Origin of the sequence: Pseudomonas sp. NBRC 111143 (genome assembly GCF_001320965.1) — a bacterium.
In the GTDB taxonomy this organism is placed as follows: Bacteria; Pseudomonadota; Gammaproteobacteria; order Pseudomonadales; family Pseudomonadaceae; genus Aquipseudomonas; species Aquipseudomonas machongensis.
Map to the genome: position 1 here is coordinate 44,260 of NZ_BCBT01000032.1, position 21,700 is coordinate 65,959.

The window sequence follows — 21,700 nt, forward strand, 5'->3', positions numbered from 1 at the left end:
CTCATTCCTCGCGCAGGGTCTGGATCATGTAGTTGACATCGACGTCGCTGGCCAGCTTGTAGTGCTTGGTCAGCGGATTGTAGGTGAGGCCGATGATGTCCTTCACTTCGAGTCCGGCAAAACGGCTCCAGGCGCCGAGCTCCGATGGCCGGATGAATTTCTTGAAGTCATGGGTGCCACGCGGCAGCATCTTGAGGATGTACTCGGCGCCGATGATCGCCAGCAGGTAGGCTTTGGGGTTGCGGTTGATGGTGGAGAAGAACACCTGGCCGCCGGGCTTGACCAGGCGATGGCAGGCGCGGATCACCGAGGAGGGGTCGGGTACGTGTTCGAGCATTTCCAGGCACGTGACCACGTCGAACTGGCCAGGCAGCTCTTCTGCGAGCGCTTCGGCGGTGATTTGCCGGTACTCGACCTCGACCCCCGATTCCAGCTGGTGCAGGCGCGCCACGGCCAGTGGTGCTTCGCCCATGTCGATACCGGTCACGGTGGCGCCGCGCTGGGCCATTGCCTCGCTGAGGATGCCGCCGCCGCAGCCGACGTCCAGTACCTTCTTGCCGGCGAGGCTGGCGCGCTCGTCGATCCAGTTGACCCGCAGCGGGTTGATCTCGTGCAGGGGCTTGAACTCGCTCTCGCGGTCCCACCAGCGGTGAGCCAGGGCCTCGAACTTGGCGATTTCGGCGCGGTCGACGTTGCTCATTGAACAGATCCTCTGAAAACTTCGATAAAAGGTGTCTCAGGCGGCAGCCGCAGCTGCCGGCCGGTCATTCTTTGCCAGCGCGAATGCGCGCTCCCCAGGTGCGGGCGGTGTCGATCAGTGCGGCTTCATCCATCTGGGTCAGGCGCCTGTCGTCGAGCAGGTGGTGGCCCGCGACCCAGACGTGGCGCACGCAGTCGCGGCCGGTGGCGTAGATCAGTTGCGAAACCGGGTCATGCACCGGTTGCTGGGCTAGGCCCGAGAGGTCGAAGGCGGTGATGTCCGCAGCCTTGCCCACCTCCAGCGAGCCGATGCTGGCCTCCAGCCCCAGGGCGCGGGCGCCGTTGAGCGTGGCCATGCGCAGGGCGCGGTGGGCGTCCAGGGCCGTGGCCGAACCTGCGACGGCCTTGGCCAGCAATGCTGCGGTCCGGGTTTCGCCAAGCAGGTCGAGGTCGTTGTTGCTGGCGGCGCCGTCGGTGCCTACGGCGACGTTGACCCCGGCCTGCCACAAGCGTTCGACCGGGCAGAAGCCGCTGGCCAGCTTGAGGTTGGATTCCGGGCAGTGCACCACGCTGGTGTTGCTTTCTACCAACAGGGCAAGGTCGTCGTCGCTGATCTGGGTCATGTGCACGGCTTGCAGGCGCGGACCCAGCAGGCCGAGGCGCGCCAGGCGTGCCAGTGGGCGTTCGCCGTGCTCGGCCACGGCCCGCTCGACCTCGCCGGCGGTCTCGTGGATGTGCATGTGCAGCGGCGCGTCGAGCTGGTCGGCGATGACCCGGATCTTCTCCAGATTCTCGTCATTGACTGTATACGGGGCATGGGGGCCGAGGGCGACACTGATGCGCGGGTGATGGCGCAGGTCGCCGAACAGCTCGATGGCCAGGTGCAGGGCCTCGTCGGTGGTGCGCGCACCGGGGATGGGGAAGTCCAGCAACGGCACGGCCACCTGGGCGCGGATGCCGCTGCGGTGCACGCGGTCACAGGCTTCGCGGGGGAAAAAGTACATGTCGGCAAAGCAGGTGATGCCACCCTTGAGCTGCTCGGCGATCGCCAGGTCGGTGCCGTCGCGCACGAAGGCTTCGTCGACCCAGCGTCCCTCGGCCGGCCAGATGTGCTCCTGCAGCCAGGTCATCAGCGGCAGGTCGTCGGCCAGGCCGCGGAACAGGGTCATGGCGGCGTGCCCGTGGGCGTTGACCAGCCCCGGAGTGAGCACGCAGTCGGGCAGCTCGCGCACCTCGCGTGCCTGTGGTGCCCGCTCGCGGGGGCCGATCCAGGCAATCAGCCCGTCCCGGATACCCAGGGCGTGCCCTTCGAGCGCCACGCCGGCCGGCTCCACGGGCACCAGCCAGCGGGGTGCGAGCAGCAGGTCGAGCGGCGAAGAGGCTGAAAGCATAGGCAGGCTACCGGGTTCCGTTAAATGGAACGCGCAGTATACCCGAGCGCCTGCGCCCGAGGCTCGCTATAATCGTCCGCTTTTGATCAGTGAATTGCGGGGAGAGGCGATGCGCGAGCGACTTTTGGCGGCGGAGAAGGTGACCAGCATCCAGTGGCGTGATGGCACCCTGCATCTGCTCGACCAGCGTCTGCTACCGACCCGCGAGCACTGGCTGACCTGCGTCGATGTGGCCTCCGTGGTCCAGGCGATCCGTGGCATGGCGGTGCGGGGTGCGGCTGCCATAGGCATCAGTGCTGCCTATGGGCTGGTGCTTGCGCTGCGTCAACGCCTGGCCGAGGACGATGACTGGGAGCAGGCGCTGGAAGAAGACTTCCTCGAACTGGCCGAGGCGCGCCCGACTGCTGCCAACCTGTTCTGGGCACTCAACCGCATGCGCGAGCGCCTGCAGCGGTTGCGCCCCGACGAGGACGTGCTCGCAGCCATGGAGGCTGAAGCTGTGGCGATCCACGACAGCGATCGCGAAGCCAACCTGACCATGGCGCAGAGCGGCATCGAGCAGATCCGTCGCCACCAGGGCAGCGAGCAGACCTTGCTGACCTACGGCAATGCCGGTGCGTTGGCCAGCGGTGGTTTCGGCACTGCGTTGGGGGTGATCCACGCTGCCTATCTGGAGGGCATGGTCGAGCGCGTCTATGCCGCAGAAACCCGCCCATGGTTGCACGGATCGCGCCTGACGGCCTGGGAACTGTCCCATGAGGGGATACCGGTCACGTTGTGTGCAGACTCGGCGCTGGCGCACCTGATGAAGACCAAGGGCATCACCTGGGTTGTGGTCGGTGCCGATTGCATCGCGGCCAATGGCGACATGGCGAGCAAGATCGGCACATATCAGCTGGCGGTCTCTGCCATGCACCACGGCGTACGTTTCATGGTGGTGGCATCGAGTACCAGCATTGACCTCAACCTCGCCAGCGGTGATGACATCCCTCTCGAAGAGCGCGAGGCCGACGAGTTGCTGGACGTGGCCGGGAAGCGGGTTGCTGCGGATGTCGAGGTGTTCAACACTGTTTTCGATGTGACCCCTGCGGATCTGATCGACGTGATCGTGACCGAAAAGGGTATTGTCGAGCGCCCGGACGCTGCAAAAATCGCCCAGTTGATGTGTCGCAAGCGCTTGCATTGAGTGTTTTCGCGAGGGGGATGGCGGTCGGGACTTTCCGCTTCAGTGGCATCCTGCCCCATCTCCCACCCGCCAACCCTTTGTGATACCATCCGACAGTTTCCAAGGCCGCTCTTTTCCGCGGCCTTCATTGCGCAGATCCTGGGCACAACTCATTGATTTGTCGTATGTCGTCGCACTGTCGAACGCTGCGGCGACGAGCTTCGTTCGTCCACCGATGGATATGGCGAAGTTTCACCAGAAAAAGGAATCAGGCTTCTCATGGGCGAACTGGCCAAAGAAATCCTCCCGGTCAATATCGAAGACGAACTGAGACAGTCCTACCTCGACTACGCGATGAGCGTGATTGTCGGGCGAGCGCTGCCCGATGCGCGTGACGGCTTGAAGCCTGTGCATCGCCGCGTCCTGTACGCGATGAGCGAGCTGGGCAACGACTGGAACAAGCCGTACAAGAAGTCCGCCCGTGTGGTCGGTGACGTCATCGGTAAATACCACCCGCACGGCGATATTGCTGTGTACGACACCATCGTGCGCATGGCGCAGCCGTTCTCGCTGCGCTATCTGCTGGTCGATGGCCAGGGCAACTTCGGTTCGGTGGACGGCGACAACGCCGCGGCCATGCGATACACCGAAGTGCGAATGACCAAGCTGGCTCACGAGCTGCTGGCCGACCTGCACAAGGAAACGGTCGACTGGGTGCCCAACTACGACGGCACCGAGCAGATCCCGGCTGTCATGCCGACCAAGATCCCCAACTTGCTGGTCAACGGCTCCAGCGGTATCGCCGTGGGCATGGCGACCAACATTCCGCCGCACAACCTGGGCGAGGTCATCGATGGCTGCCTGGCGCTGATCGACAACCCCGAGGTCACCGTCGATGAGCTGATGCAGTTCATCCCAGGCCCGGACTTCCCGACTGCCGGCATCATCAACGGTCGCCAGGGCATCATCGAGGCCTATCGCACCGGTCGTGGCCGCATCTACATGCGTGCCCGTTCCGAGATCGAAGACATCGACAAGGTCGGTGGCCGTCAGCAGATCGTCGTCACCGAGCTGCCGTACCAACTGAACAAGGCGCGTCTGATCGAAAAGATCGCCGAGCTGGTCAAAGAGAAGAAGATCGAAGGCATCACCGAGCTGCGCGACGAGTCCGACAAGGACGGCATGCGCATCGTCATCGAGCTGCGTCGCGGCGAGGTGCCGGAGGTGGTGCTCAACAACCTCTATCAGCAGACCCAACTGCAGAGCGTGTTCGGTATCAACGTCGTCGCGCTGATCGACGGTCGTCCTCGGTTGCTGAACCTGAAAGACCTGCTCGAGGCCTTCGTTCGTCACCGTCGCGAAGTGGTCACCCGTCGCACCGTGTTCGAATTGCGCAAGGCGCGCGAGCGTGGGCACATCCTCGAAGGTCAGGCCGTCGCGCTGTCCAACATCGATCCGGTCATTGCCCTGATCAAGGCCTCGCCGACGCCGTCGGAAGCCAAGGAAGCCCTGATCGGCACGCCGTGGGAATCCAGTGCCGTGCAGGTTATGGTCGAGCGCGCCGGCGCCGACTCCTGCCGTCCGGAAGACCTGCCGGAGCAGTATGGCCTGCGTGATGGCAAGTACTGGCTGTCGCCTGAACAGGCCCAGGCCATTCTCGACCTGCGTCTGCACCGTCTGACTGGCCTGGAGCACGAGAAGCTGCTGGCCGAGTACCAGGAGATCCTTGAGCAGATCGGCGAGTTGATCCGCATCCTCAACAGCGCCCAGCGCCTGATGGAAGTGATCCGCGAAGAGCTCGAAGCGATCCGCGCCGAGTACGGCGATGCCCGTCGTACCCAGATCCTCGATGCCCGTCACGACCTCAACTACGGCGACATGATCCCCGAAGAAGAGCGTGTGGTGACCATCTCCCATGGTGGCTATGCCAAGACCCAGCCGTTGTCCGCTTACCAGGCCCAGCGCCGTGGCGGCAAGGGCAAGTCGGCCACCGGCGTGAAGGACGAGGACTACATCGAACACCTGCTGGTCGCCAACAGCCACGCCACGCTGCTGCTGTTCTCCAGCAAGGGCAAGGTGTACTGGCTCAAGACCTACGACATCCCTGAAGCCTCCCGCGCCGCGCGTGGGCGCCCGATGGTCAACCTGCTGCCGCTGGAAGACGGCGAGCGCATCACCGCGATGCTGCAGATCGATCTCGAAGCCCTGCAGCAGAGCGCCGACCTCGACGAAGAGATCGACGAGGCGGAAGACGCGGTGCTCGAAGGCGAAGTGATCGAGCCGGAAGAGATCGACGAAGAAGACGGCGATACGCCGGAGTTGGTCGCCGAGCCTACCGGCGCCTACATCTTCATGGCGACCGCTTCCGGCACCGTCAAGAAGACCCCGCTGGTGCAGTTCGCTCGCCCGCGCTCCAACGGCCTGATCGCGCTCAAGCTGAAGGAAGGTGACACCCTGATCGCTGCTGCGATCACCGATGGCGCGAAAGAAGTCATGATGTTCTCCAACGCCGGCAAGGTGATTCGCTTCGCCGAGAGCGTGGTTCGCGAGATGGGCCGTACCGCGCGCGGTGTGCGTGGGATGAGGCTGGGTAAGGGGCAGGAAGTGATTTCCATGCTGATCCCCGAGTCCGGCGCACAGATCCTCACCGCCTCCGAGCGTGGCTTCGGCAAGCGTACTCCGCTGTCCAAGTTCCCGCGTCGTGGTCGTGGTGGGCAAGGTGTGATCGCCATGGGCACCAAGGGGCGCAACGGTTTGCTGATCGGTGCTATCCAGGTTCAGGAAGGCGAGGAGATCATGTTGATTTCCGATCAGGGTACGCTGGTGCGTACACGGGTTGGCGAGGTCTCCAGTCTGAGCCGTAACACCCAGGGTGTGACGCTGATCAAACTGGCCAGCGACGAGACGCTGGTGGGGCTGGAACGTATCCAGGAACCGTCCGAGGACGAGCTCGACGACATCGTCGAGGCGGACGAGGAGGGCGTCGACAACGACGCGCTGGACACGGCTGGCGAAGACGCCGCAGGCACCGAAGAGGCGCCGCAGGACTAAGCCAGTGCACTACCCGAACGGGGCGACCAAGGTCGCCCCGTTTGACTGATTAGCGACGGCAACGTCTGGTTTTTGTGGGAGCGGGCTTGCCCGCGAAGCAGGCGGTGCGATGTATGGCGCCGGCTTCGCCGGTGTTCGCGGGCAAGCCCGCTCCCACAGGATTACCGCTGAACCAGCTGGTTAGATTTTGTTCTATTAGAGCGAGAGTGGATGTGAGCAAACGAGCCTTTAACTTCTGCGCAGGCCCTGCCGCGCTTCCCGACGCTGTGCTGCAGCGTGCTCAGGCCGAAATGCTGGACTGGCGCGGCAAGGGCTTGTCAGTGATGGAAATGAGCCACCGCAGCGATGACTACGTGGCGATCGCTGAAAAGGCCGAGCAAGACCTGCGTGATCTGCTGACCATTCCCTCGAACTACAAGGTGCTGTTCCTGCAGGGCGGTGCCAGCCAGCAGTTCGCCGAGATCCCGCTGAACCTGCTGCCGGAAAACGCCACCGCCGACTACATCGAGACCGGTATCTGGTCGAAGAAGGCCATCGAGGAAGGGCGCCGTTTCGGCAACATCAACGTTGCCGCCAGCGCCAAGCCCTACGACTACCTGGCCATTCCTGGCCAGAACGAGTGGAAGCTGACCCCAGGGGCTGCATACGTTCACTACGCCTCCAACGAAACCATCGGCGGCCTGCAGTTCGACTGGGTGCCTGAAACCGGTGATGTTCCGCTGGTGGTCGACATGTCGTCCGACATCCTCTCGCGCCCGATCGACGTGTCGCAGTACGGCCTGATCTACGCCGGTGCGCAAAAGAACATCGGCCCGAGCGGCCTGGTGGTGGTCATCGTGCGCGAAGACCTGCTCGGTCGCGCGCGCAGCACGTGCCCGACCATGCTCGACTACAAGATCTCGGCCGATAATGGTTCGATGTACAACACCCCGGCTACCTACTCCTGGTACCTGTCGGGTCTGGTGTTCGAGTGGCTCAAGGAGCAGGGCGGCGTCGAGGCCATGGAGCAGCGCAACCGCTCCAAGAAAGAACGCCTCTACGGCTTTATCGACGCCAGCGAGTTCTACACCAACCCGATCAGCCACAACGCCCGCTCTTGGATGAACGTGCCGTTCCGTCTCGCCGACGAGCGCCTGGACAAGGCATTCCTCGCCGGTGCCGACGCCCGCGGCCTGCTCAATCTCAAGGGCCATCGTTCGGTCGGTGGCATGCGTGCCTCGATCTACAACGCGCTGGGGCTGGATGCGGTGGAAGCCCTGGTGGCCTACATGGCCGAATTCGAGAAGGAGCACGGCTGATGTCCGAACAGGAACTCAAGGCCCTGCGCGTTCGCATCGACAGTCTTGACGAGAAAATCCTCGAGCTGATCAGTGATCGTGCCCGCTGCGCCGAAGAAGTGGCGCGGGTCAAGACCGCTTCGCTCGCCGAAGGCGAGAAGCCGGTGTTCTACCGTCCCGAGCGTGAGGCTGCAGTGCTCAAGCGCGTCATGGAGCGCAACAAGGGGCCGTTGGGTAACGAGGAGATGGCGCGTCTGTTCCGCGAAATCATGTCGTCGTGCCTGGCCCTGGAAGAGCCGTTGAAGATTGCCTACCTCGGCCCCGAGGGCACCTTCACCCAGGCTGCGGCCATGAAGCATTTCGGTCATGCGGTGATCAGCCGTCCGATGGCGGCCATCGATGAAGTGTTCCGCGAAGTGGCGGCCGGCGCGGTCAACTTCGGCGTGGTGCCGGTGGAAAACTCCACCGAAGGCGCGGTCAGCCACACGCTGGACAGCTTCCTCGAGCACGACATGGTGATCTGTGGCGAGGTCGAGCTGCGCATCCACCACCACCTGCTGGTGGGCGAAAACACCAAGACCGACAGCATCACCCGTATCTACTCGCACGCCCAGTCGCTGGCCCAGTGCCGCAAGTGGCTGGACGCGCACTACCCGAACGTCGAACGCGTGGCGGTCTCGAGCAATGCCGAGGCGGCCAAACGGGTCAAGGGCGAGTGGAATTCGGCGGCGATCGCCGGTGACATGGCAGCCAATCTGTATGGTTTGACCCGTCTGGCAGAGAAGATCGAAGACCGTCCGGACAACTCCACGCGCTTCCTGATGATCGGTAACCAGGAAGTGCCGCCAACCGGCGACGACAAGACCTCGATCATCGTTTCGATGAGCAACAAGCCAGGGGCGCTGCATGAGCTGCTGGTGCCATTCCACGATAACGGCATCGACCTGACCCGCATCGAGACCCGCCCGTCGCGCAGCGGCAAGTGGACCTACGTGTTCTTCATCGACTTCGTTGGCCACCACCGCGATCCGTTGATCAAGGCGGTGCTGGAGAAGATCAGCCAGGAAGCCGTGGCGTTGAAGGTGCTGGGGTCTTATCCGAAGGCGGTGCTCTGAATTTATTGTTGCCCGTGGGTGGGGTGCTTTTCGCTCCACCGCAGCCCTGCTGCTTCCCACCCCATCTGTAGGCTGTAATTTGGCACATGTTGCTGTTCTGAACAGGGTTCGCACTCGTGGTTAATGCTGTAAACAAACCCGCACCGCTCATCAATCGCCTGGTCGTCGTCGGCCTCGGCCTGATCGGTGGTTCCTTCGCCAAGGGTCTGCGTGAAAGCGGCCTGTGCCGTGAAGTGGTCGGTGTCGACCTGGATGCCCAGTCGCGCAAGCAGGCTGTCGCCCTCGGCGTGGTCGACCGCTGCGAAGAGGATCTGGCCGTCGCCTGTGTCGGTGCCGACGTGATCCAGCTGGCGGTGCCGATCCTGGCCATGGAAAAGCTTCTGGCCCGCCTGGCGTCGCTCGACCTGGGGGCAGCGGTGATCACCGATGTCGGCAGCGCCAAGGGCAATGTGGTGCGTGCCGCGCGGGCCGTGTTCGGCGAGCGTCTGGCGCGTTTCGTGCCCGGCCATCCGATCGCAGGGTCCGAGCAGAGCGGTGTGGAGGCTTCCAATGCCGCACTGTTTCGTCGCCACAAGGTGATCCTCACGCCGCTCGCCGAAACCGATCCGGCAGCCCTGGCCTTGGTCGATCGCCTGTGGCGCGCGCTGGAGGCCGATGTCGAGCACATGCCGGTCGAGCGTCATGACGAAGTCCTGGCGGCCACCAGCCACCTTCCGCACCTGCTGGCGTTCGGCCTGGTGGATTCGCTGGCCAAACGCAATGAAAACCTCGACATCTTCCGGTACGCTGCGGGAGGGTTCCGCGATTTCACGAGAATCGCCGGCAGCGACCCGATCATGTGGCATGACATCTTCCTCGCCAATCGCGACGCTGTCCTGCGCACGCTGGATACATTTCGCAGCGATCTCGACGCCTTGCGCGACGCGGTCGATGCAGGGGACGGGCACCAGTTGCTGGGTGTGTTCACCCGCGCTCGGGTCGCCCGCGAGCATTTCAGTAAAATCCTGGCCCGCCGGGCCTATGTGGACGCTATGAACGCCAACGACCTGATCTTCCTGGCCCAACCTGGTGGCCGCGTGTCCGGACGGATTCGCGTACCGGGCGACAAATCGATTTCTCACCGCTCGATCATGCTCGGCTCGCTGGCCGAGGGCACCACTGAAGTCGAAGGCTTCCTCGAGGGCGAAGATGCCTTGGCGACCTTGCAAGCCTTCCGCGACATGGGTGTCGTCATCGAGGGGCCGCACCACGGCCGCGTCACCATTCATGGTGTCGGCCTGCACGGCCTGAAGCCGCCACCTGGTCCGATCTACCTGGGTAACTCCGGGACCTCGATGCGCCTGCTGTCGGGCCTGCTGGCCGCACAGCCGTTCGACGTGACCATGACCGGTGACGCTTCGCTGTCCAAGCGTCCGATGAACCGCGTGGCCAATCCGTTGCGCGAGATGGGCGCCGTGGTCGAGACCGGCCCCGAGGGGCGCCCACCGCTGACCATTCGCGGTGGCCAGAAGCTCAAGGCGCTGAACTACACCCTGCCGATGGCCAGTGCCCAGGTTAAGTCCTGCCTGCTGCTGGCTGGCCTGTACGCCGAAGGCACTACCACCGTCACCGAGCCGGCACCGACCCGCGATCACACCGAGCGCATGCTGCGCGGCTTCGGCTACAGCGTGCAGAGCAATGGTCCTGTCGCCTCGCTACAGTCCGGCGGCAAGCTGACTGCCACTCGGATCGAAGTGCCAGCCGATATCTCGTCCTCGGCCTTCTTCCTGGTCGCAGCGTCCATCGCCGAAGGTTCGGAACTGGTGCTGGAGCACGTCGGCATCAACCCGACCCGCACCGGCGTAATCGACATCCTGCGCCTGATGGGGGGGGACATCACCCTGGAGAACCAGCGTGAAGTTGGTGGCGAGCCTGTCGCCGACTTGCGCGTGCGTGGCGCGAAACTCAAGGGTATCGAGATTCCGGAAGAGCTGGTGCCGCTGGCCATTGACGAATTCCCAGTGCTCTTCGTCGCTGCGGCCTGCGCCGAGGGGCGTACCGTGCTGCGTGGCGCCGAGGAGCTGCGAGTCAAGGAGTCGGACCGTATCCAGGTCATGGCTGATGGCCTGATCGCCCTGGGCGTGAAGTGCGAGCCGACCCCGGACGGCATCATCATCGACGGCGGCCAGATTGGTGGCGGTGAGGTCCACGGTCACGGTGATCACCGGATCTCCATGGCCTTCAGCATTGCCTCGCTGCGTGCCAGCGCGCCGATCCGCATTCACGACTGCGCCAACGTTGCCACCTCCTTCCCCAACTTCCTGGCGCTTTGTGCCGAAGTCGGCATCCGCGTGGCGCAAGAGGGCAAGTCGTGAATTCGCAGGCGCCGGTCATCACCATCGACGGGCCGAGCGGTTCGGGCAAGGGCACGGTCGCTGGCCTGCTGGCACGCGAGCTTGGCTGGCGGCTGCTGGACTCCGGGGCGTTGTATCGCCTGCTGGCGTTCAATGCCTCGAATCATGGCGTCGACCTGACCAACGAAGAGTTGCTCAAGGCGCTTGCCGCCCACCTGGACGTGCAGTTCATCGCTGCCGAGCCGGGCAAGCTGCAGCAGATCATTCTCGAAGGTGAGGATGTGAGCAATGTGATCCGTACCGAAACGGTAGGGGCGGGCGCCTCGATGGTCGCTTCTCTGCCAGCGGTGCGCGAGGCGCTGCTGCAGCGCCAGCGCGCCTTCCGCGAGGCGCCGGGTTTGATCGCCGACGGTCGTGACATGGGCACCGTGGTGTTTCCCGATGCGCCACTGAAGGTGTTTCTCACTGCCAGTGCCGAGGAACGCGCCCGCCGCCGTTACCTGCAGTTGAAGGGCAAAGGCGAAGATGTTAGTCTGTCGAGTCTGCTAGATGAGATTCGTGCGCGCGATGAGCGCGACACCCAGCGCGCAGTGGCCCCGCTCAAGCCGGCGGCCGATGCAATCCAGCTGGACTCTACCGAGTTGTCCATCGAGCAGGTGCTGCAACGGATCAGAAGCGAGCTCGCATTGCGCGACCTGCTCTGATCGCCAGGAAAGCAGGCAGGGGCACCAGTCAACGTCCTGCCCGCTTTCCTTTACTTAAACGAAACCCACATTGTCTGGAATGTGGCGATGGGCGTCTGTCTCGCCCGAATTTACAGGAATTAAAATGAGCGAAAGCTTTGCAGAACTCTTTGAAGAAAGCCTGAAAACCCTCAATCTTCAGCCGGGCGCAATCATCACCGGTATCGTTGTCGACATCGACGGCGACTGGGTTACCGTTCACGCTGGTCTGAAGTCCGAGGGCGTCATCCCGCTCGAGCAGTTCTACAACGAAGCTGGCGAGCTGACCATCAAGGTCGGTGACGAAGTTCACGTTGCGCTGGACGCGGTCGAAGACGGCTTTGGCGAAACCAAGCTGTCCCGTGAAAAAGCCAAGCGCGCCGAGTGCTGGATTGTTCTGGAAGCTGCTTTCGCTGCCGAAGAAGTGGTCAAGGGCGTTATCAACGGTAAGGTTAAGGGCGGCTTCACTGTCGACGTTAACGGCATCCGTGCGTTCCTGCCGGGCTCCCTGGTTGATGTCCGCCCAGTGCGCGACACCACCCACCTGGAAGGCAAAGAGCTGGAATTCAAGGTCATCAAGCTGGACCAGAAGCGCAACAACGTTGTCGTTTCCCGTCGCAGCGTGCTGGAAGCCGAGAACAGCGCCGAGCGCGAAGCCCTGCTGGAAACCCTGCAGGAAGGCCAGCAGGTCAAAGGTATCGTCAAGAACCTCACCGACTACGGCGCCTTCGTGGACCTGGGCGGCATCGACGGCCTGCTGCACATCACCGACATGGCCTGGAAGCGCATCAAGCACCCGTCGGAAATCGTCAACGTTGGTGACGAAGTCGACGTTCGCGTTCTGAAGTTCGACCGTGAGCGCAACCGCGTTTCGCTGGGTCTGAAGCAGATGGGCGAAGATCCGTGGGTTGCTATCACTTCCCGCTACCCAGAAGGTACTCGTGTTACCGCTCGCGTCACCAACCTGACCGACTACGGCTGCTTCGCCGAGCTGGAAGAGGGTGTCGAAGGTCTGGTACACGTTTCCGAAATGGACTGGACCAACAAGAACATCCACCCGTCGAAAGTCGTTCAGGTTGGCGACGAAGTGGAAGTCATGGTTCTGGACATCGACGAAGAGCGTCGTCGTATCTCCCTGGGTATCAAGCAGTGCAAATCCAACCCATGGGAAGACTTCTCCGGCCAGTTCAACAAGGGTGACAAGATCACCGGTACCATCAAGTCGATCACCGACTTCGGTATCTTCATCGGCCTGGACGGCGGCATCGACGGTCTGGTTCACCTGTCCGACATTTCCTGGAACGAAACCGGCGAAGAAGCCGTACGTCGTTTCAAGAAGGGCGACGAGCTGGAAACCGTCATCCTGTCGGTTGACCCGGAGCGCGAGCGCATCTCCCTGGGCATCAAGCAGCTGGAAGACGATCCGTTCTCCAACTTCGTTGCTGTCAACGACAAGGGTGCAATCGTCAAGGGCATCGTGAAGGAAGTTGACGCCAAGGGCGCCATCGTCACTCTGGCCGACGACATCGAAGCTACTCTGAAAGCTTCCGAAATCAGCCGTGACCGCGTTGAAGACGCGCGTAACGTCCTGAAGGAAGGCGAAGAGATCGAAGCCAAGATCATCAGCGTTGACCGCAAGTCCCGCGTCATCAGCCTGTCCATCAAGTCGAAGGACGACGCTGAAGAGCGCGAAGCTATCCAGAGCCTGAAAAACACCGCTCCGGAAGCTGCTGCCGATACCACCATGGCTGCGCTGCTGCGCGAAGCAATGGCCAAGCAGAACTGAGTTCTGTTTGATTGGTAAAAAAAGGGGTGGCCTTCGGGCCGCCCCTTTTTTTGTCCGTTTGTCCCGTCCTGCATGTGGTTTGCATCTCTCATCCGATGAGTCAGAGGGCCCAGTTCTCCGAGGCGGCCGTGGACGTTCTGAAAAATGAATGCGTTTTAAGGCCTGCCAGACCTGTCTGGGCAGGTGTCTAAGCACAGGCTCGCGCTACTGGGTTATTGAGTTGTCGTGTGAGGTGTCTGCATTGGTGCTGACGCCCATGCTGCCAGTTTTGCCGTCGACAAGGGTGAATATCACGGCATATCGACTGAGGTCAGCTTCGTTTCGCTGGAAGCGGACGGCGACCTGCTTACCTTCCCAAGTGATGGTTTTTGTCTCGTAGGTTGAGCCTGAGCTCAGCCTTATGGTGCGGACCAAGCTTGATCCTGGCTGTCCAAGGGTGTCTATCAGGAAGTCGTCTACCATCGCAAGGCTGCTGGCTCTTCCTGTCAGCATCAATTGACTGATCTGGTTGTTCTGGATGCTGGCGAAGAGCTGGTAGCCTGGGCTGATTGGGATGTAGGGAAGTCCGCGGATTTCGTATCGGTTGGAATCTGCGGTATTGGTCCAGCAAAGGGGGCGTTGTCGTGGTGGGTTTTTCGCGCACTCCGGAAGCTGGGCCTTGAAATCACCATGCAGGGGAACCCCCATGAACTCCGAGGGTTCTGCCTCCCAGGTCTGAGCCTGCCGAGCATCTTGAGCAAATGCCCCCATGCTGGTGATCAGGCTGGCAATTGCAAGCGAAGAGAGGAAAATTCGCATAAACAGTCCTTGTGTGGTGTTCGACGAGCAGGGGTGTTCTTTTTTGCTTCGTCTGTGGGGCGTCAGCGCTGCGCATAGGACAATTATTGACGGGCTCGGGTTCGACCGGCCTTGGACTTTTAATGCTCGGCTGAGGTCATTGCACGCAGCGGCTTCGCTGGTCATGGAGCATGGCGATCGACAGCGTCGCACTGGCGAGCTTAACCACTCAATCTTGAATTTTTTTATTTAGTCAAGATCCATGCTGTTCAAATCCTTCGGGGCATGCTACAAACTGATTAAGCAATGATCTAGCTGCTTGATAACGAAGGGAAAAATATGACGAAGTCGGAGCTGATCGAACGTATTGTCACCCATCAGGGTTTGCTCTCATCCAAGGATGTAGAGCTTGCTATCAAGACCATGCTTGAGCAGATGTCCCAGTGTCTTGCTACCGGGGATCGGATCGAAATTCGCGGGTTTGGCAGCTTTTCCCTACATTATCGGGCGCCTCGTGTCGGGCGCAATCCCAAGACGGGGCAGTCGGTTAGCCTCGAAGGTAAATATGTGCCGCACTTCAAGCCCGGTAAAGAATTACGTGATCGGGTGAATGAAGAAGAGCATGAGCTCTGAGGTCAGAAGGAGCAACCTGATGCGCAATTTCAAGCGTGGGCTCGCCGCCTTGTTTGTTCTGATGCTGGTCGTGCTGTCATTGTTTTTCGTTCTGGAGAATCAGCAATCCGTCACGCTCGTGATGTTTGGCTGGTCAGCGCCTGCGCTTCCCTCTTCGATCATCGTTCTGTTGGCTTTGGTCGTGGGGCTAGTCATCGGGCCATTGCTGGGCGTGTATGGTTCGCTGAAAAGATTGCGTAGAGGGAAGCCGTCGGCAGCCTGATCGCGCTAGGATCGCATGTGATCGTTTGTCGACAAGGATTGCCCTGGCGAAGGCGAGTTTTGGCCATTTTCTAAACCTTGGCTCATGTGTCATGATGCTCGCCTTTCTTTGAGCCTTGGTTCGAACGCAGAATCAAGGTGCTGAACGCTTAATCTTTCTCCCTCTAATCGCCTGCACCTGCAAACGGTGGGGTGTCCTGTGGTTTGAATGCTGTTTGCAAGGTGGGCTGCGGGTGCTCGAGCCAATCGGCTGGGTCGACGGTACGCCCGCACTTTGGCGCTCTCGACCTCGTAAACATGGATGCATTGCGGAATCGATATGAAAGTGCTGTACGTTGTGGTCTCGACGGGGGTTGGCGGTGCAGAGCAGCATCTATTGCGTGTCACCACGCAATTGCGCCGGCGAAATTATGAGCCTGTAATTTTCGCATTGAATGCTGATGGTCCTCTGGCGCAAAGCTTTATCGATGGCGGCGTACCTGTCCATGGTGTGAGTTTGCCCTCATGGTTGAGTCGTGGATTGCGTTTCAATGGGTTGAGGGCGGGCGCAAAATTGCTGCTGGCGGCTATTGCGCTGTATCGCCTCTACTGGAAGATGCGCCCGCAAGTGACACATTTCTTCTTGCCTGCCGCTTACCTGGTAGGCGGTTTGACCTCGCTGATTGGCCCTCCTGTGCAGCGCATCATGAGTCGCCGTAGCCTGAATTTTTATCAGCAAAAGCACAAATGGTCCGCAAGGGTCGAGCGATGGCTTCACGGTCGCATGGATCTTGTAAGTGGCAATGCCCAGGCAGTCGTACAGGATTTGCTCGATGAGGGGGTGCCAAGTAGCAAGGTCAGGCTTATCTACAACGGTGTGCCGTTGGAGCGTTTTCGCCACGCGAGGCCGCGTAACCAGGTTCGTGAGGAGCTTGGTCTGGACGATCAGGTCCTTGTCTTCACCATCGTTGCCAATCTGCTCCCTTACAAGGGGCACTCTGACCTTGTGGAGGCATTTGCTCGCGTGCGCCAGGACCTGAAGCAGCCGTGGATCTGTCTTTGCGTGGGGCGTGACGATGGCCTTGGCCCATTCTTGCAGGCAAGTGCGGTCGAGGCTGGGGTGGGCAGCAATATTGTCTTTCTCGGGGCCCGTGACGACGTCCCTGATCTGTTGACTGCTTCGGACATCGGGGTGTTGTGCTCCCATGAGGAAGGCTTCTCCAACGCGATACTGGAGGCGATGGCCGCCGGATTGCCAATGGTGGTCACGCGAGTGGGGGGTAATGCCGAAGCGGTTATTGATGGTTTGACCGGGAGGGTTGTGCCTCCGCATTCACCCGCAGAACTTGGTCAGGCATTGCTGGCTGTCGCGCTTGATCCGGACCGGTGCCGGATGGGCGAGGCAGGTCGTGAGCGTGTCGAAAGGGTATTTTCGATGGAGGCCTGTATCCAGGCCTATGAAGATCTTTATCGCGGCGCTGACAGTGCTGCGTAATCACCAATTATTAGCGCGATCTATCTCATGTGTGGAATAGCAGGGCAACTCAATTTGACAGGGCAGTCGACTGAAGGGTCGCTGCTAGCCGAAAGTAAGAAGATGGCGGATGCCATCGTTCATCGTGGTCCGGATGATCACGGCGTGTGGTCTGATCTGGAGTCAGGTATCAGCCTAGCGCACAGGCGTCTGGCCATCGTGGATCTGTCGCCGGCTGGTCATCAGCCAATGCCCTCTGTATCCGGCAGATACCAGATGGTTTTCAATGGAGAAATCTATAACCATCTGGTTCTGCGCGAGCAATTGCAGCAGGCCGGGCTGGCGTCTGTCTGGCGCGGTCATTCCGATACTGAAACGCTTCTGGCAGGCTTCGATGCCTGGGGTATCGAAGAAACCCTGAAGCAAAGTATCGGGATGTTTGCCATCGCTGTCTGGGATACCACTCTCGACGTACTGGTGCTTGCCCGTGATCGGCTGGGTGAAAAGCCGCTGTTCTACGGATGGCAGCAGGCCGCCGGTGGCGCTGTGTTTCTGTTCGGATCCGAGCTAAAGGCATTGCGTGCGCATCCCGCCTTCGGGGCTTCGGTGAATCGAAATGCCTTGGCGCTATATTTGCGGCATAACTATATTCCGGCGCCTCATTCCATCTATGAAGGGATCAGCAAGCTCCCGCCTGGGAGCATGCTTACGGTCAGCGCGCGGCAGCGTGATCCCGTGATCAGTCAGTATTGGTCCGCTGTCGACAAGATGGTTGAAGGCGCAGCTAACAGAAAGGCCGAATTGAGCCCGGGTGAGGCTGTTGATCAGCTTGAGACCCTGCTGAAGTCCGCTGTTGCTCAGCAAATGGTGGCTGATGTACCGTTGGGCGCCTTCCTGTCGGGTGGTGTGGATTCTTCGACGATCGTCGCCTTGATGCAGGCGCAATCCGAACGCCCGGTCAAGACCTTCACTATCGGTTTCCACGAGAAGGGCTACAACGAGGCTGAGCATGCCAAGGCAGTGGCCAGGCATCTAGGTACTGATCACACCGAACTCTACGTCACGCCTGAGCAGGCGATGGCGGTTATTCCATTGCTCGCGAAAATGTATGACGAGCCGTTTTCTGATTCTTCGCAGATCCCGACCTTCCTCGTTTCGCAGTTGGCTCGGGAGCATGTGACCGTATCGTTGTCTGGTGATGCGGGCGATGAGCTTTTCAGTGGTTATACACGCTACAGCATGACGGCCAATATGTGGGGCAAGCTGTCTCGGGTGCCGATGCCGATGCGCAAGGCGGCGGCTGCCTCCCTCAAGGCGCTTTCACCTGGCACCTGGGATGCTCTGCTCGGATGGCTGCCTCGTGTCGGGCATCGTTTGGGTGACAAGCTGCACAAGGGGGCGGGGGTTCTGGATGCAGCGTCGGTGAATGAGCTTTATCACGGCCTGGTTTCTCATTGGGCAGACCCTGCGCAAGTCGTGATCGGCGCCCAGGAGCCGCAGACATTGCTGACAGGCCTTCAGCCGTCTCTGCAGGGGCTCGATCCGGTGGAGCGGATGATGGCTCTTGATCTGTTGACCTACCTTCCTGATGATATTTTGACCAAGGTCGACAGGGCTTCCATGGCGGTAACGCTGGAGTCGCGTGTTCCGATGCTCGATCATCGGGTCGTAGAGTTCGCCTGGCAGCTACCCCAGTCGCTCAAGCAGCGCGATGGTGTCGGGAAGTGGGTGCTCCGTCAGGTGCTTTACAAGCACGTCCCTCAGGCATTGATCGATCGTCCAAAAATGGGGTTCGGTATCCCTATCGATGCCTGGTTGCGTGGTCCGTTGCGTGACTGGGCCGAGGCCCTGCTTGATGAGTCGAGGTTGCGTCGTGAGGGTTTCCTTCGTCCTGAGCCGATCAGGCAAAAGTGGCTTGAGCACCAGAGTGGAGTGCGTAACTGGGCTTATCATCTGTGGGATATCTTGATTTTCCAGGCTTGGCTGGAGGAGAACAGTTGACTGCGGTCTCCTGTCGTCAGCGATGTCTGATGAGGGGCATCGGTGGTTTTTTTGAGCAAACGAGTGCCTGAGGGCACTCGTTTTTTTTGGGGAAAGGCTTTTGGGGCTTGTCTTACATCTCTTTCGGCATAAAGGAGGAAAATATCCACGGCCGGGGCGGTATTGTTTGTACCTGGGGCGGCTGCGGTTTTGCTGGTGGATTCATCCGCGGCATGGAACTTCCATTTCAGCTGCCTCTCAAAGCTTCTTTTCGTGCGTAGCGCAAAAACGACGCTAGAATCCATCGGACGGAGGACGCACTCTTCAAGCGCTCTGCCTTGACAGGTAGATGACAGACTTAAGGAAAATTAGAATAAATGCGTGACGATCGTGAGCGCTTCGCTGTAGCCGATGAAATTGATCTGTTCGAGTTGGTGGGGGCGTTGTGGAGGCAGAAAGTGATTCTGCTTGTAACGGCGTGTGTCGTGTTTGCTGCCGCCTTGGTTTACGCGATGACTGCGACGCCGTTGTACGAGGCGAAAGCAAGTGTTGGTCCGCCTTCGCAGAATGATATCGCTCAGCTCAACTATGGTCGGGAAGGCGGTAATCTGAAGCCCTTTTCCGTCAAGGATGTCTATGCGGTCTATCTGGTGCATCTCCAATCGCAGTCGTTGCGGCGAGAGTTTTTTCGCAGTGTCTACCTCCCTACCTTGACAGACGCCGAGCGTCAAGGCGCCCAGAATGGGCTTTATAATCGCTTCAATGCGATGCTCGAGATCGGGTTGGCCACCAAGGGCGGCGGGGACCTTGCATATGTCAAGGTTGTACAGGCCGATCCAAGACTTGCAGCGCAGTGGGTGGTTCGGTACATCGAGATGGCAGGTGATCGTGCAACCCAGGAAATGATCAGTACCGCAAGGTCGGACTTTCTGCTGGCCGCTGACAATATTGACCAGGGTATTGCCGCCGAGCGTGAGAGTGCCCGAAGGCAGCGGGAGGACGAGATCATTCGGCTGAATGAGGCGCTGCGGGTTGCGCAATCAATCGGGCTGGAAAAGCCTCCGGTTGTAATGGGGGGTGTTTCGACTGCAATGGATGGTGACCTCACCTATATGCGTGGCAGCAAGGCGCTGCAGGCTGAGATCGAAAATTTGCGGAATCGTGCTTCGGATGATCCTTTCATTGCACGCCTTCGTGAGCGTCAGGAATCTGTTGCTTTCTATCGCGGGGCGCAATTTGACAAGGGGCTTGTTCAGTCGTACCAGCAAGATGGGGCGATTGATTCACCTGACGTGCCGATCAAACCTAATAAAACCCTGATCGTGATCATTGGTGCGGTCGCGGGTATATCGTTGGGGGTACTGATTGCCTTGCTCCGTCATATGCTTCTCGTCCGCGGCCGGGGGCGGAAGCTCCAGTGATCCTGGATTGAAGGCGGGCCGTGAGCGGCTGGCTATAGAGATCGAGAGCCTGTCGCTCATGGTGATTTTTCTGGTTATCCAATGGCTTTGGTGTCAGAATGCCAGGATCGTCTACGGGATAGGGAAATCCGTTGCTAAGCGCCGCTTGCTGGCAGAGTGATAGTCCCTATGCCGGGATATGTCCAACTCTGCGCAGGCGTTCTCGTGAGCAGTCATACCGCTACCTACCCTCTTCCCGTTGCCCCCCCAGAAGTCGATCTGTTCAGTGCGGTTCAAGCCCTGGTACGTAAAAAGCTTCAGATCATTGCCGTGACTGCGTTATGCGGTCTGGGGGCTGTCGTCTATGCGTACACCGTGAAGCCGGAGTACGAGGTGGGTACCGCTTTGTGGCCTGCCGGTCTGAAAGATCTGGACGCGATCAATCGCTCCCAGGTCTATTCGCTGTCTGCGGGGGAGGCCTTGAGGCGACTGGGTGCCTCGCTGGACTCTTATGAGACGCGTCTCGAATACTTCCGAACCAATCCACAGCTGCAGGAAGCCTTCGTTACCCCAGGCCGAACTCAGGAGCAGGGTTTTGAGGACTTCAACAGGCATGCCTTGAAGGTCGTTCAGCCTGATCCGAAGCGCCTCGATCTTCTGACCTCTTACGTGGGGCTTGAGATGCGCTACCCGCAAGGAGTCAACGGCACACAGGTGCTCAATGGATTGGTGCAGTTCGCGATTGATCGCGAGCGCAATCAGATTTCCGAAGATTTGCAGACCATCATCAACAACCGTGTCCGCGAGGTGGATGCGCAGCTGGCTGTTGCGCGCCTGGATTACGATGCAGGCAAGCGAACCCGCCTGGCGGAGTTGCGGGAAGCGGATGTCTTGCAGCGTGCACAGCTCAATGACGAGCTTCGTGCATTGCGCGTTCAGTTGAAGCTTTCTCGTGACAGCCGAATTGCACAGTTGAACGAGGCGATTGATATCGCTCGTTCCCTGGGGTTGAGCAAGCCTTCCACACCGTCTTCGATCTCCCAGGAGCGTGGCGAAGCCGGGGGGAATATCGTTCGAACGGAAATCACCAATCAGCAGATCCCTCTTTACTTCATGGGAACCGAAGCCTTGGAGGCTGAGCGGCGCGCGCTGAGCAAGCGTACCAGCGATGATTTCGTCGAGCCGCGCGTGGCTCAGATTCGCAAGGATCTGATGCTCCTTGAGCAGAACCGTCTGGCCCAGCAACTGCAAGAGCGCAGTAATGACGATCTGTTTGTAAAAGGTACCGAAGCGCTTCGCGCTGAGCGGCTGCGGTTGACCTCATTGAACACGGATATGAGTAGTCTGCGTTTGGTCAATATCGATCGCCCGGCCGTGGAACCGACAATACCGGTCTATCCTCGCAAATCGCTCTTCGTATTGACGGGGTTGATGCTGGGGGGGATCATTTCGGTCATGTTTGTTCTCGCTCGTTATGCCTTCAAGACGGGGTCTCGAAATCGTATGCGTACTATCGAACTGCCAGCTTCTGTGGTGGTGGATTCTTCTCCTGCGTCGCGTTTGTCCGTCAACTGAAGGCTGTCGGATGAAGCCTGTGCGTCTTCATGAATTTCTCATTCATGCCATGTACTGTTGCCCTAAAGTCGTTCCTCTAGGG

At 60.2% G+C, this 21,700-nt stretch carries 16 protein-coding genes; 13 read left to right on the forward strand and 3 right to left on the reverse strand.

Features of this window, described 5'->3' with window-relative positions; genetic code table 11:
* Window position 1: 1 nt before the first annotated feature.
* On the reverse strand, window positions 2-700 hold the full coding sequence (ubiG, locus tag APH44_RS17755) for a bifunctional 2-polyprenyl-6-hydroxyphenol methylase/3-demethylubiquinol 3-O-methyltransferase UbiG (protein ID WP_054893873.1): 699 nt from the start codon (window positions 698-700) through the stop codon (window positions 2-4).
* Window positions 701-764: 64 nt separating this feature from the next.
* Window positions 765-2,090, reverse strand: a complete 1,326-nt coding sequence (locus tag APH44_RS17760; RefSeq protein WP_054893874.1) for a TRZ/ATZ family hydrolase — start codon at window positions 2,088-2,090, stop codon at window positions 765-767.
* A 109-nt stretch (window positions 2,091-2,199) separates the two neighbouring features.
* On the opposite strand from APH44_RS17760, the gene mtnA reads away from it, so the two are divergent.
* The 7 genes from mtnA (at window position 2,200) to rpsA (ending at window position 13,539) form a co-directional block, all read left to right on the forward strand.
* Window positions 2,200-3,276, forward strand: coding sequence for an S-methyl-5-thioribose-1-phosphate isomerase (mtnA, locus tag APH44_RS17765; protein WP_054893875.1), 1,077 nt, complete (start codon window positions 2,200-2,202; stop codon window positions 3,274-3,276).
* Between the two features lie 258 nt (window positions 3,277-3,534).
* Window positions 3,535-6,306: a DNA gyrase subunit A gene (gene gyrA, locus APH44_RS17770; RefSeq protein ID WP_054893876.1), complete on the forward strand. Its 2,772-nt coding sequence runs from the start codon at window positions 3,535-3,537 to the stop codon at window positions 6,304-6,306.
* Between the two features lie 212 nt (window positions 6,307-6,518).
* Window positions 6,519-7,604 carry a 3-phosphoserine/phosphohydroxythreonine transaminase gene (gene serC, locus APH44_RS17775; RefSeq protein WP_054893889.1) on the forward strand — a complete coding sequence of 362 codons (1,086 nt, stop codon included), beginning with the start codon at window positions 6,519-6,521 and terminating at the stop codon, window positions 7,602-7,604.
* A complete protein-coding gene (gene pheA, locus APH44_RS17780; protein WP_054893877.1) occupies window positions 7,604-8,698 on the forward strand; it encodes a prephenate dehydratase in 1,095 nt (364 codons plus the stop codon). Before serC ends, pheA begins: the two co-directional genes overlap by 1 nt.
* A gap of 116 nt (window positions 8,699-8,814) precedes the next feature.
* Window positions 8,815-11,052: a bifunctional prephenate dehydrogenase/3-phosphoshikimate 1-carboxyvinyltransferase gene (locus tag APH44_RS17785; RefSeq protein ID WP_054893878.1), complete on the forward strand. Its 2,238-nt coding sequence runs from the start codon at window positions 8,815-8,817 to the stop codon at window positions 11,050-11,052.
* Window positions 11,049-11,735: a (d)CMP kinase gene (cmk, locus tag APH44_RS17790; RefSeq protein ID WP_054893879.1), complete on the forward strand. Its 687-nt coding sequence runs from the start codon at window positions 11,049-11,051 to the stop codon at window positions 11,733-11,735. The genes APH44_RS17785 and cmk overlap by 4 nt, the downstream gene beginning before the upstream one ends.
* Before the next feature lie 124 nt (window positions 11,736-11,859).
* Entirely contained in the window at window positions 11,860-13,539 is a 1,680-nt protein-coding gene (gene rpsA / locus APH44_RS17795; protein WP_054893880.1) for a 30S ribosomal protein S1, read from the forward strand.
* Between the two features lie 204 nt (window positions 13,540-13,743).
* Here the strand turns inward: rpsA and APH44_RS17800 are convergent, their stop codons facing one another.
* On the reverse strand, window positions 13,744-14,337 hold the full coding sequence (locus tag APH44_RS17800) for a hypothetical protein (RefSeq protein WP_054893881.1): 594 nt from the start codon (window positions 14,335-14,337) through the stop codon (window positions 13,744-13,746).
* A 318-nt stretch (window positions 14,338-14,655) separates the two neighbouring features.
* Here APH44_RS17800 and ihfB point away from each other — a divergent pair, with 318 nt between their 5' ends.
* The 6 genes from ihfB (at window position 14,656) to APH44_RS17830 (ending at window position 21,618) form a co-directional block, all read left to right on the forward strand.
* A complete protein-coding gene (gene ihfB, locus APH44_RS17805) occupies window positions 14,656-14,949 on the forward strand; it encodes an integration host factor subunit beta (protein ID WP_054893882.1) in 294 nt (97 codons plus the stop codon).
* Window positions 14,950-14,968: 19 nt separating this feature from the next.
* A complete protein-coding gene (locus APH44_RS17810) occupies window positions 14,969-15,211 on the forward strand; it encodes a lipopolysaccharide assembly protein LapA domain-containing protein (protein WP_054893883.1) in 243 nt (80 codons plus the stop codon).
* Between the two features lie 318 nt (window positions 15,212-15,529).
* On the forward strand, window positions 15,530-16,684 hold the full coding sequence (locus APH44_RS17815; protein WP_054925720.1) for a glycosyltransferase: 1,155 nt from the start codon (window positions 15,530-15,532) through the stop codon (window positions 16,682-16,684).
* 27 nt (window positions 16,685-16,711) lie between these two features.
* Complete coding sequence (gene asnB / locus APH44_RS17820) at window positions 16,712-18,664, forward strand: asparagine synthase (glutamine-hydrolyzing) (RefSeq protein ID WP_054893885.1); 1,953 nt, start codon at window positions 16,712-16,714, stop codon at window positions 18,662-18,664.
* Window positions 18,665-19,020: 356 nt separating this feature from the next.
* A complete protein-coding gene (locus APH44_RS17825) occupies window positions 19,021-20,064 on the forward strand; it encodes an LPS O-antigen chain length determinant protein WzzB (protein WP_054893886.1) in 1,044 nt (347 codons plus the stop codon).
* Between the two features lie 204 nt (window positions 20,065-20,268).
* Window positions 20,269-21,618, forward strand: a complete 1,350-nt coding sequence (locus APH44_RS17830; protein WP_256216597.1) for a Wzz/FepE/Etk N-terminal domain-containing protein — start codon at window positions 20,269-20,271, stop codon at window positions 21,616-21,618.
* Window positions 21,619-21,700: the final 82 nt, after the last annotated feature.

What these genes read in the sequence shown, in the direction of transcription:
- rpsA (WP_054893880.1), top strand. Translation starts at nt 11,860, where the DNA reads ATGAGCGAAAGCTTTGCAGAACTCTTTGAAGAAAGCCTGAAAACCCTC.
- APH44_RS17810 (WP_054893883.1), top strand. Translation starts at nt 14,969, where the DNA reads ATGCGCAATTTCAAGCGTGGGCTCGCCGCCTTGTTTGTTCTGATGCTG.
- mtnA (WP_054893875.1), top strand. Translation starts at nt 2,200, where the DNA reads ATGCGCGAGCGACTTTTGGCGGCGGAGAAGGTGACCAGCATCCAGTGG.
- ubiG (WP_054893873.1), bottom strand. Translation starts at nt 700, where the DNA reads ATGAGCAACGTCGACCGCGCCGAAATCGCCAAGTTCGAGGCCCTGGCT.
- ihfB (WP_054893882.1), top strand. Translation starts at nt 14,656, where the DNA reads ATGACGAAGTCGGAGCTGATCGAACGTATTGTCACCCATCAGGGTTTG.
- APH44_RS17760 (WP_054893874.1), bottom strand. Translation starts at nt 2,090, where the DNA reads ATGCTTTCAGCCTCTTCGCCGCTCGACCTGCTGCTCGCACCCCGCTGG.
- pheA (WP_054893877.1), top strand. Translation starts at nt 7,604, where the DNA reads ATGTCCGAACAGGAACTCAAGGCCCTGCGCGTTCGCATCGACAGTCTT.
- asnB (WP_054893885.1), top strand. Translation starts at nt 16,712, where the DNA reads ATGTGTGGAATAGCAGGGCAACTCAATTTGACAGGGCAGTCGACTGAA.
- APH44_RS17825 (WP_054893886.1), top strand. Translation starts at nt 19,021, where the DNA reads ATGCGTGACGATCGTGAGCGCTTCGCTGTAGCCGATGAAATTGATCTG.
- APH44_RS17800 (WP_054893881.1), bottom strand. Translation starts at nt 14,337, where the DNA reads ATGCGAATTTTCCTCTCTTCGCTTGCAATTGCCAGCCTGATCACCAGC.
- APH44_RS17815 (WP_054925720.1), top strand. Translation starts at nt 15,530, where the DNA reads ATGAAAGTGCTGTACGTTGTGGTCTCGACGGGGGTTGGCGGTGCAGAG.
- gyrA (WP_054893876.1), top strand. Translation starts at nt 3,535, where the DNA reads ATGGGCGAACTGGCCAAAGAAATCCTCCCGGTCAATATCGAAGACGAA.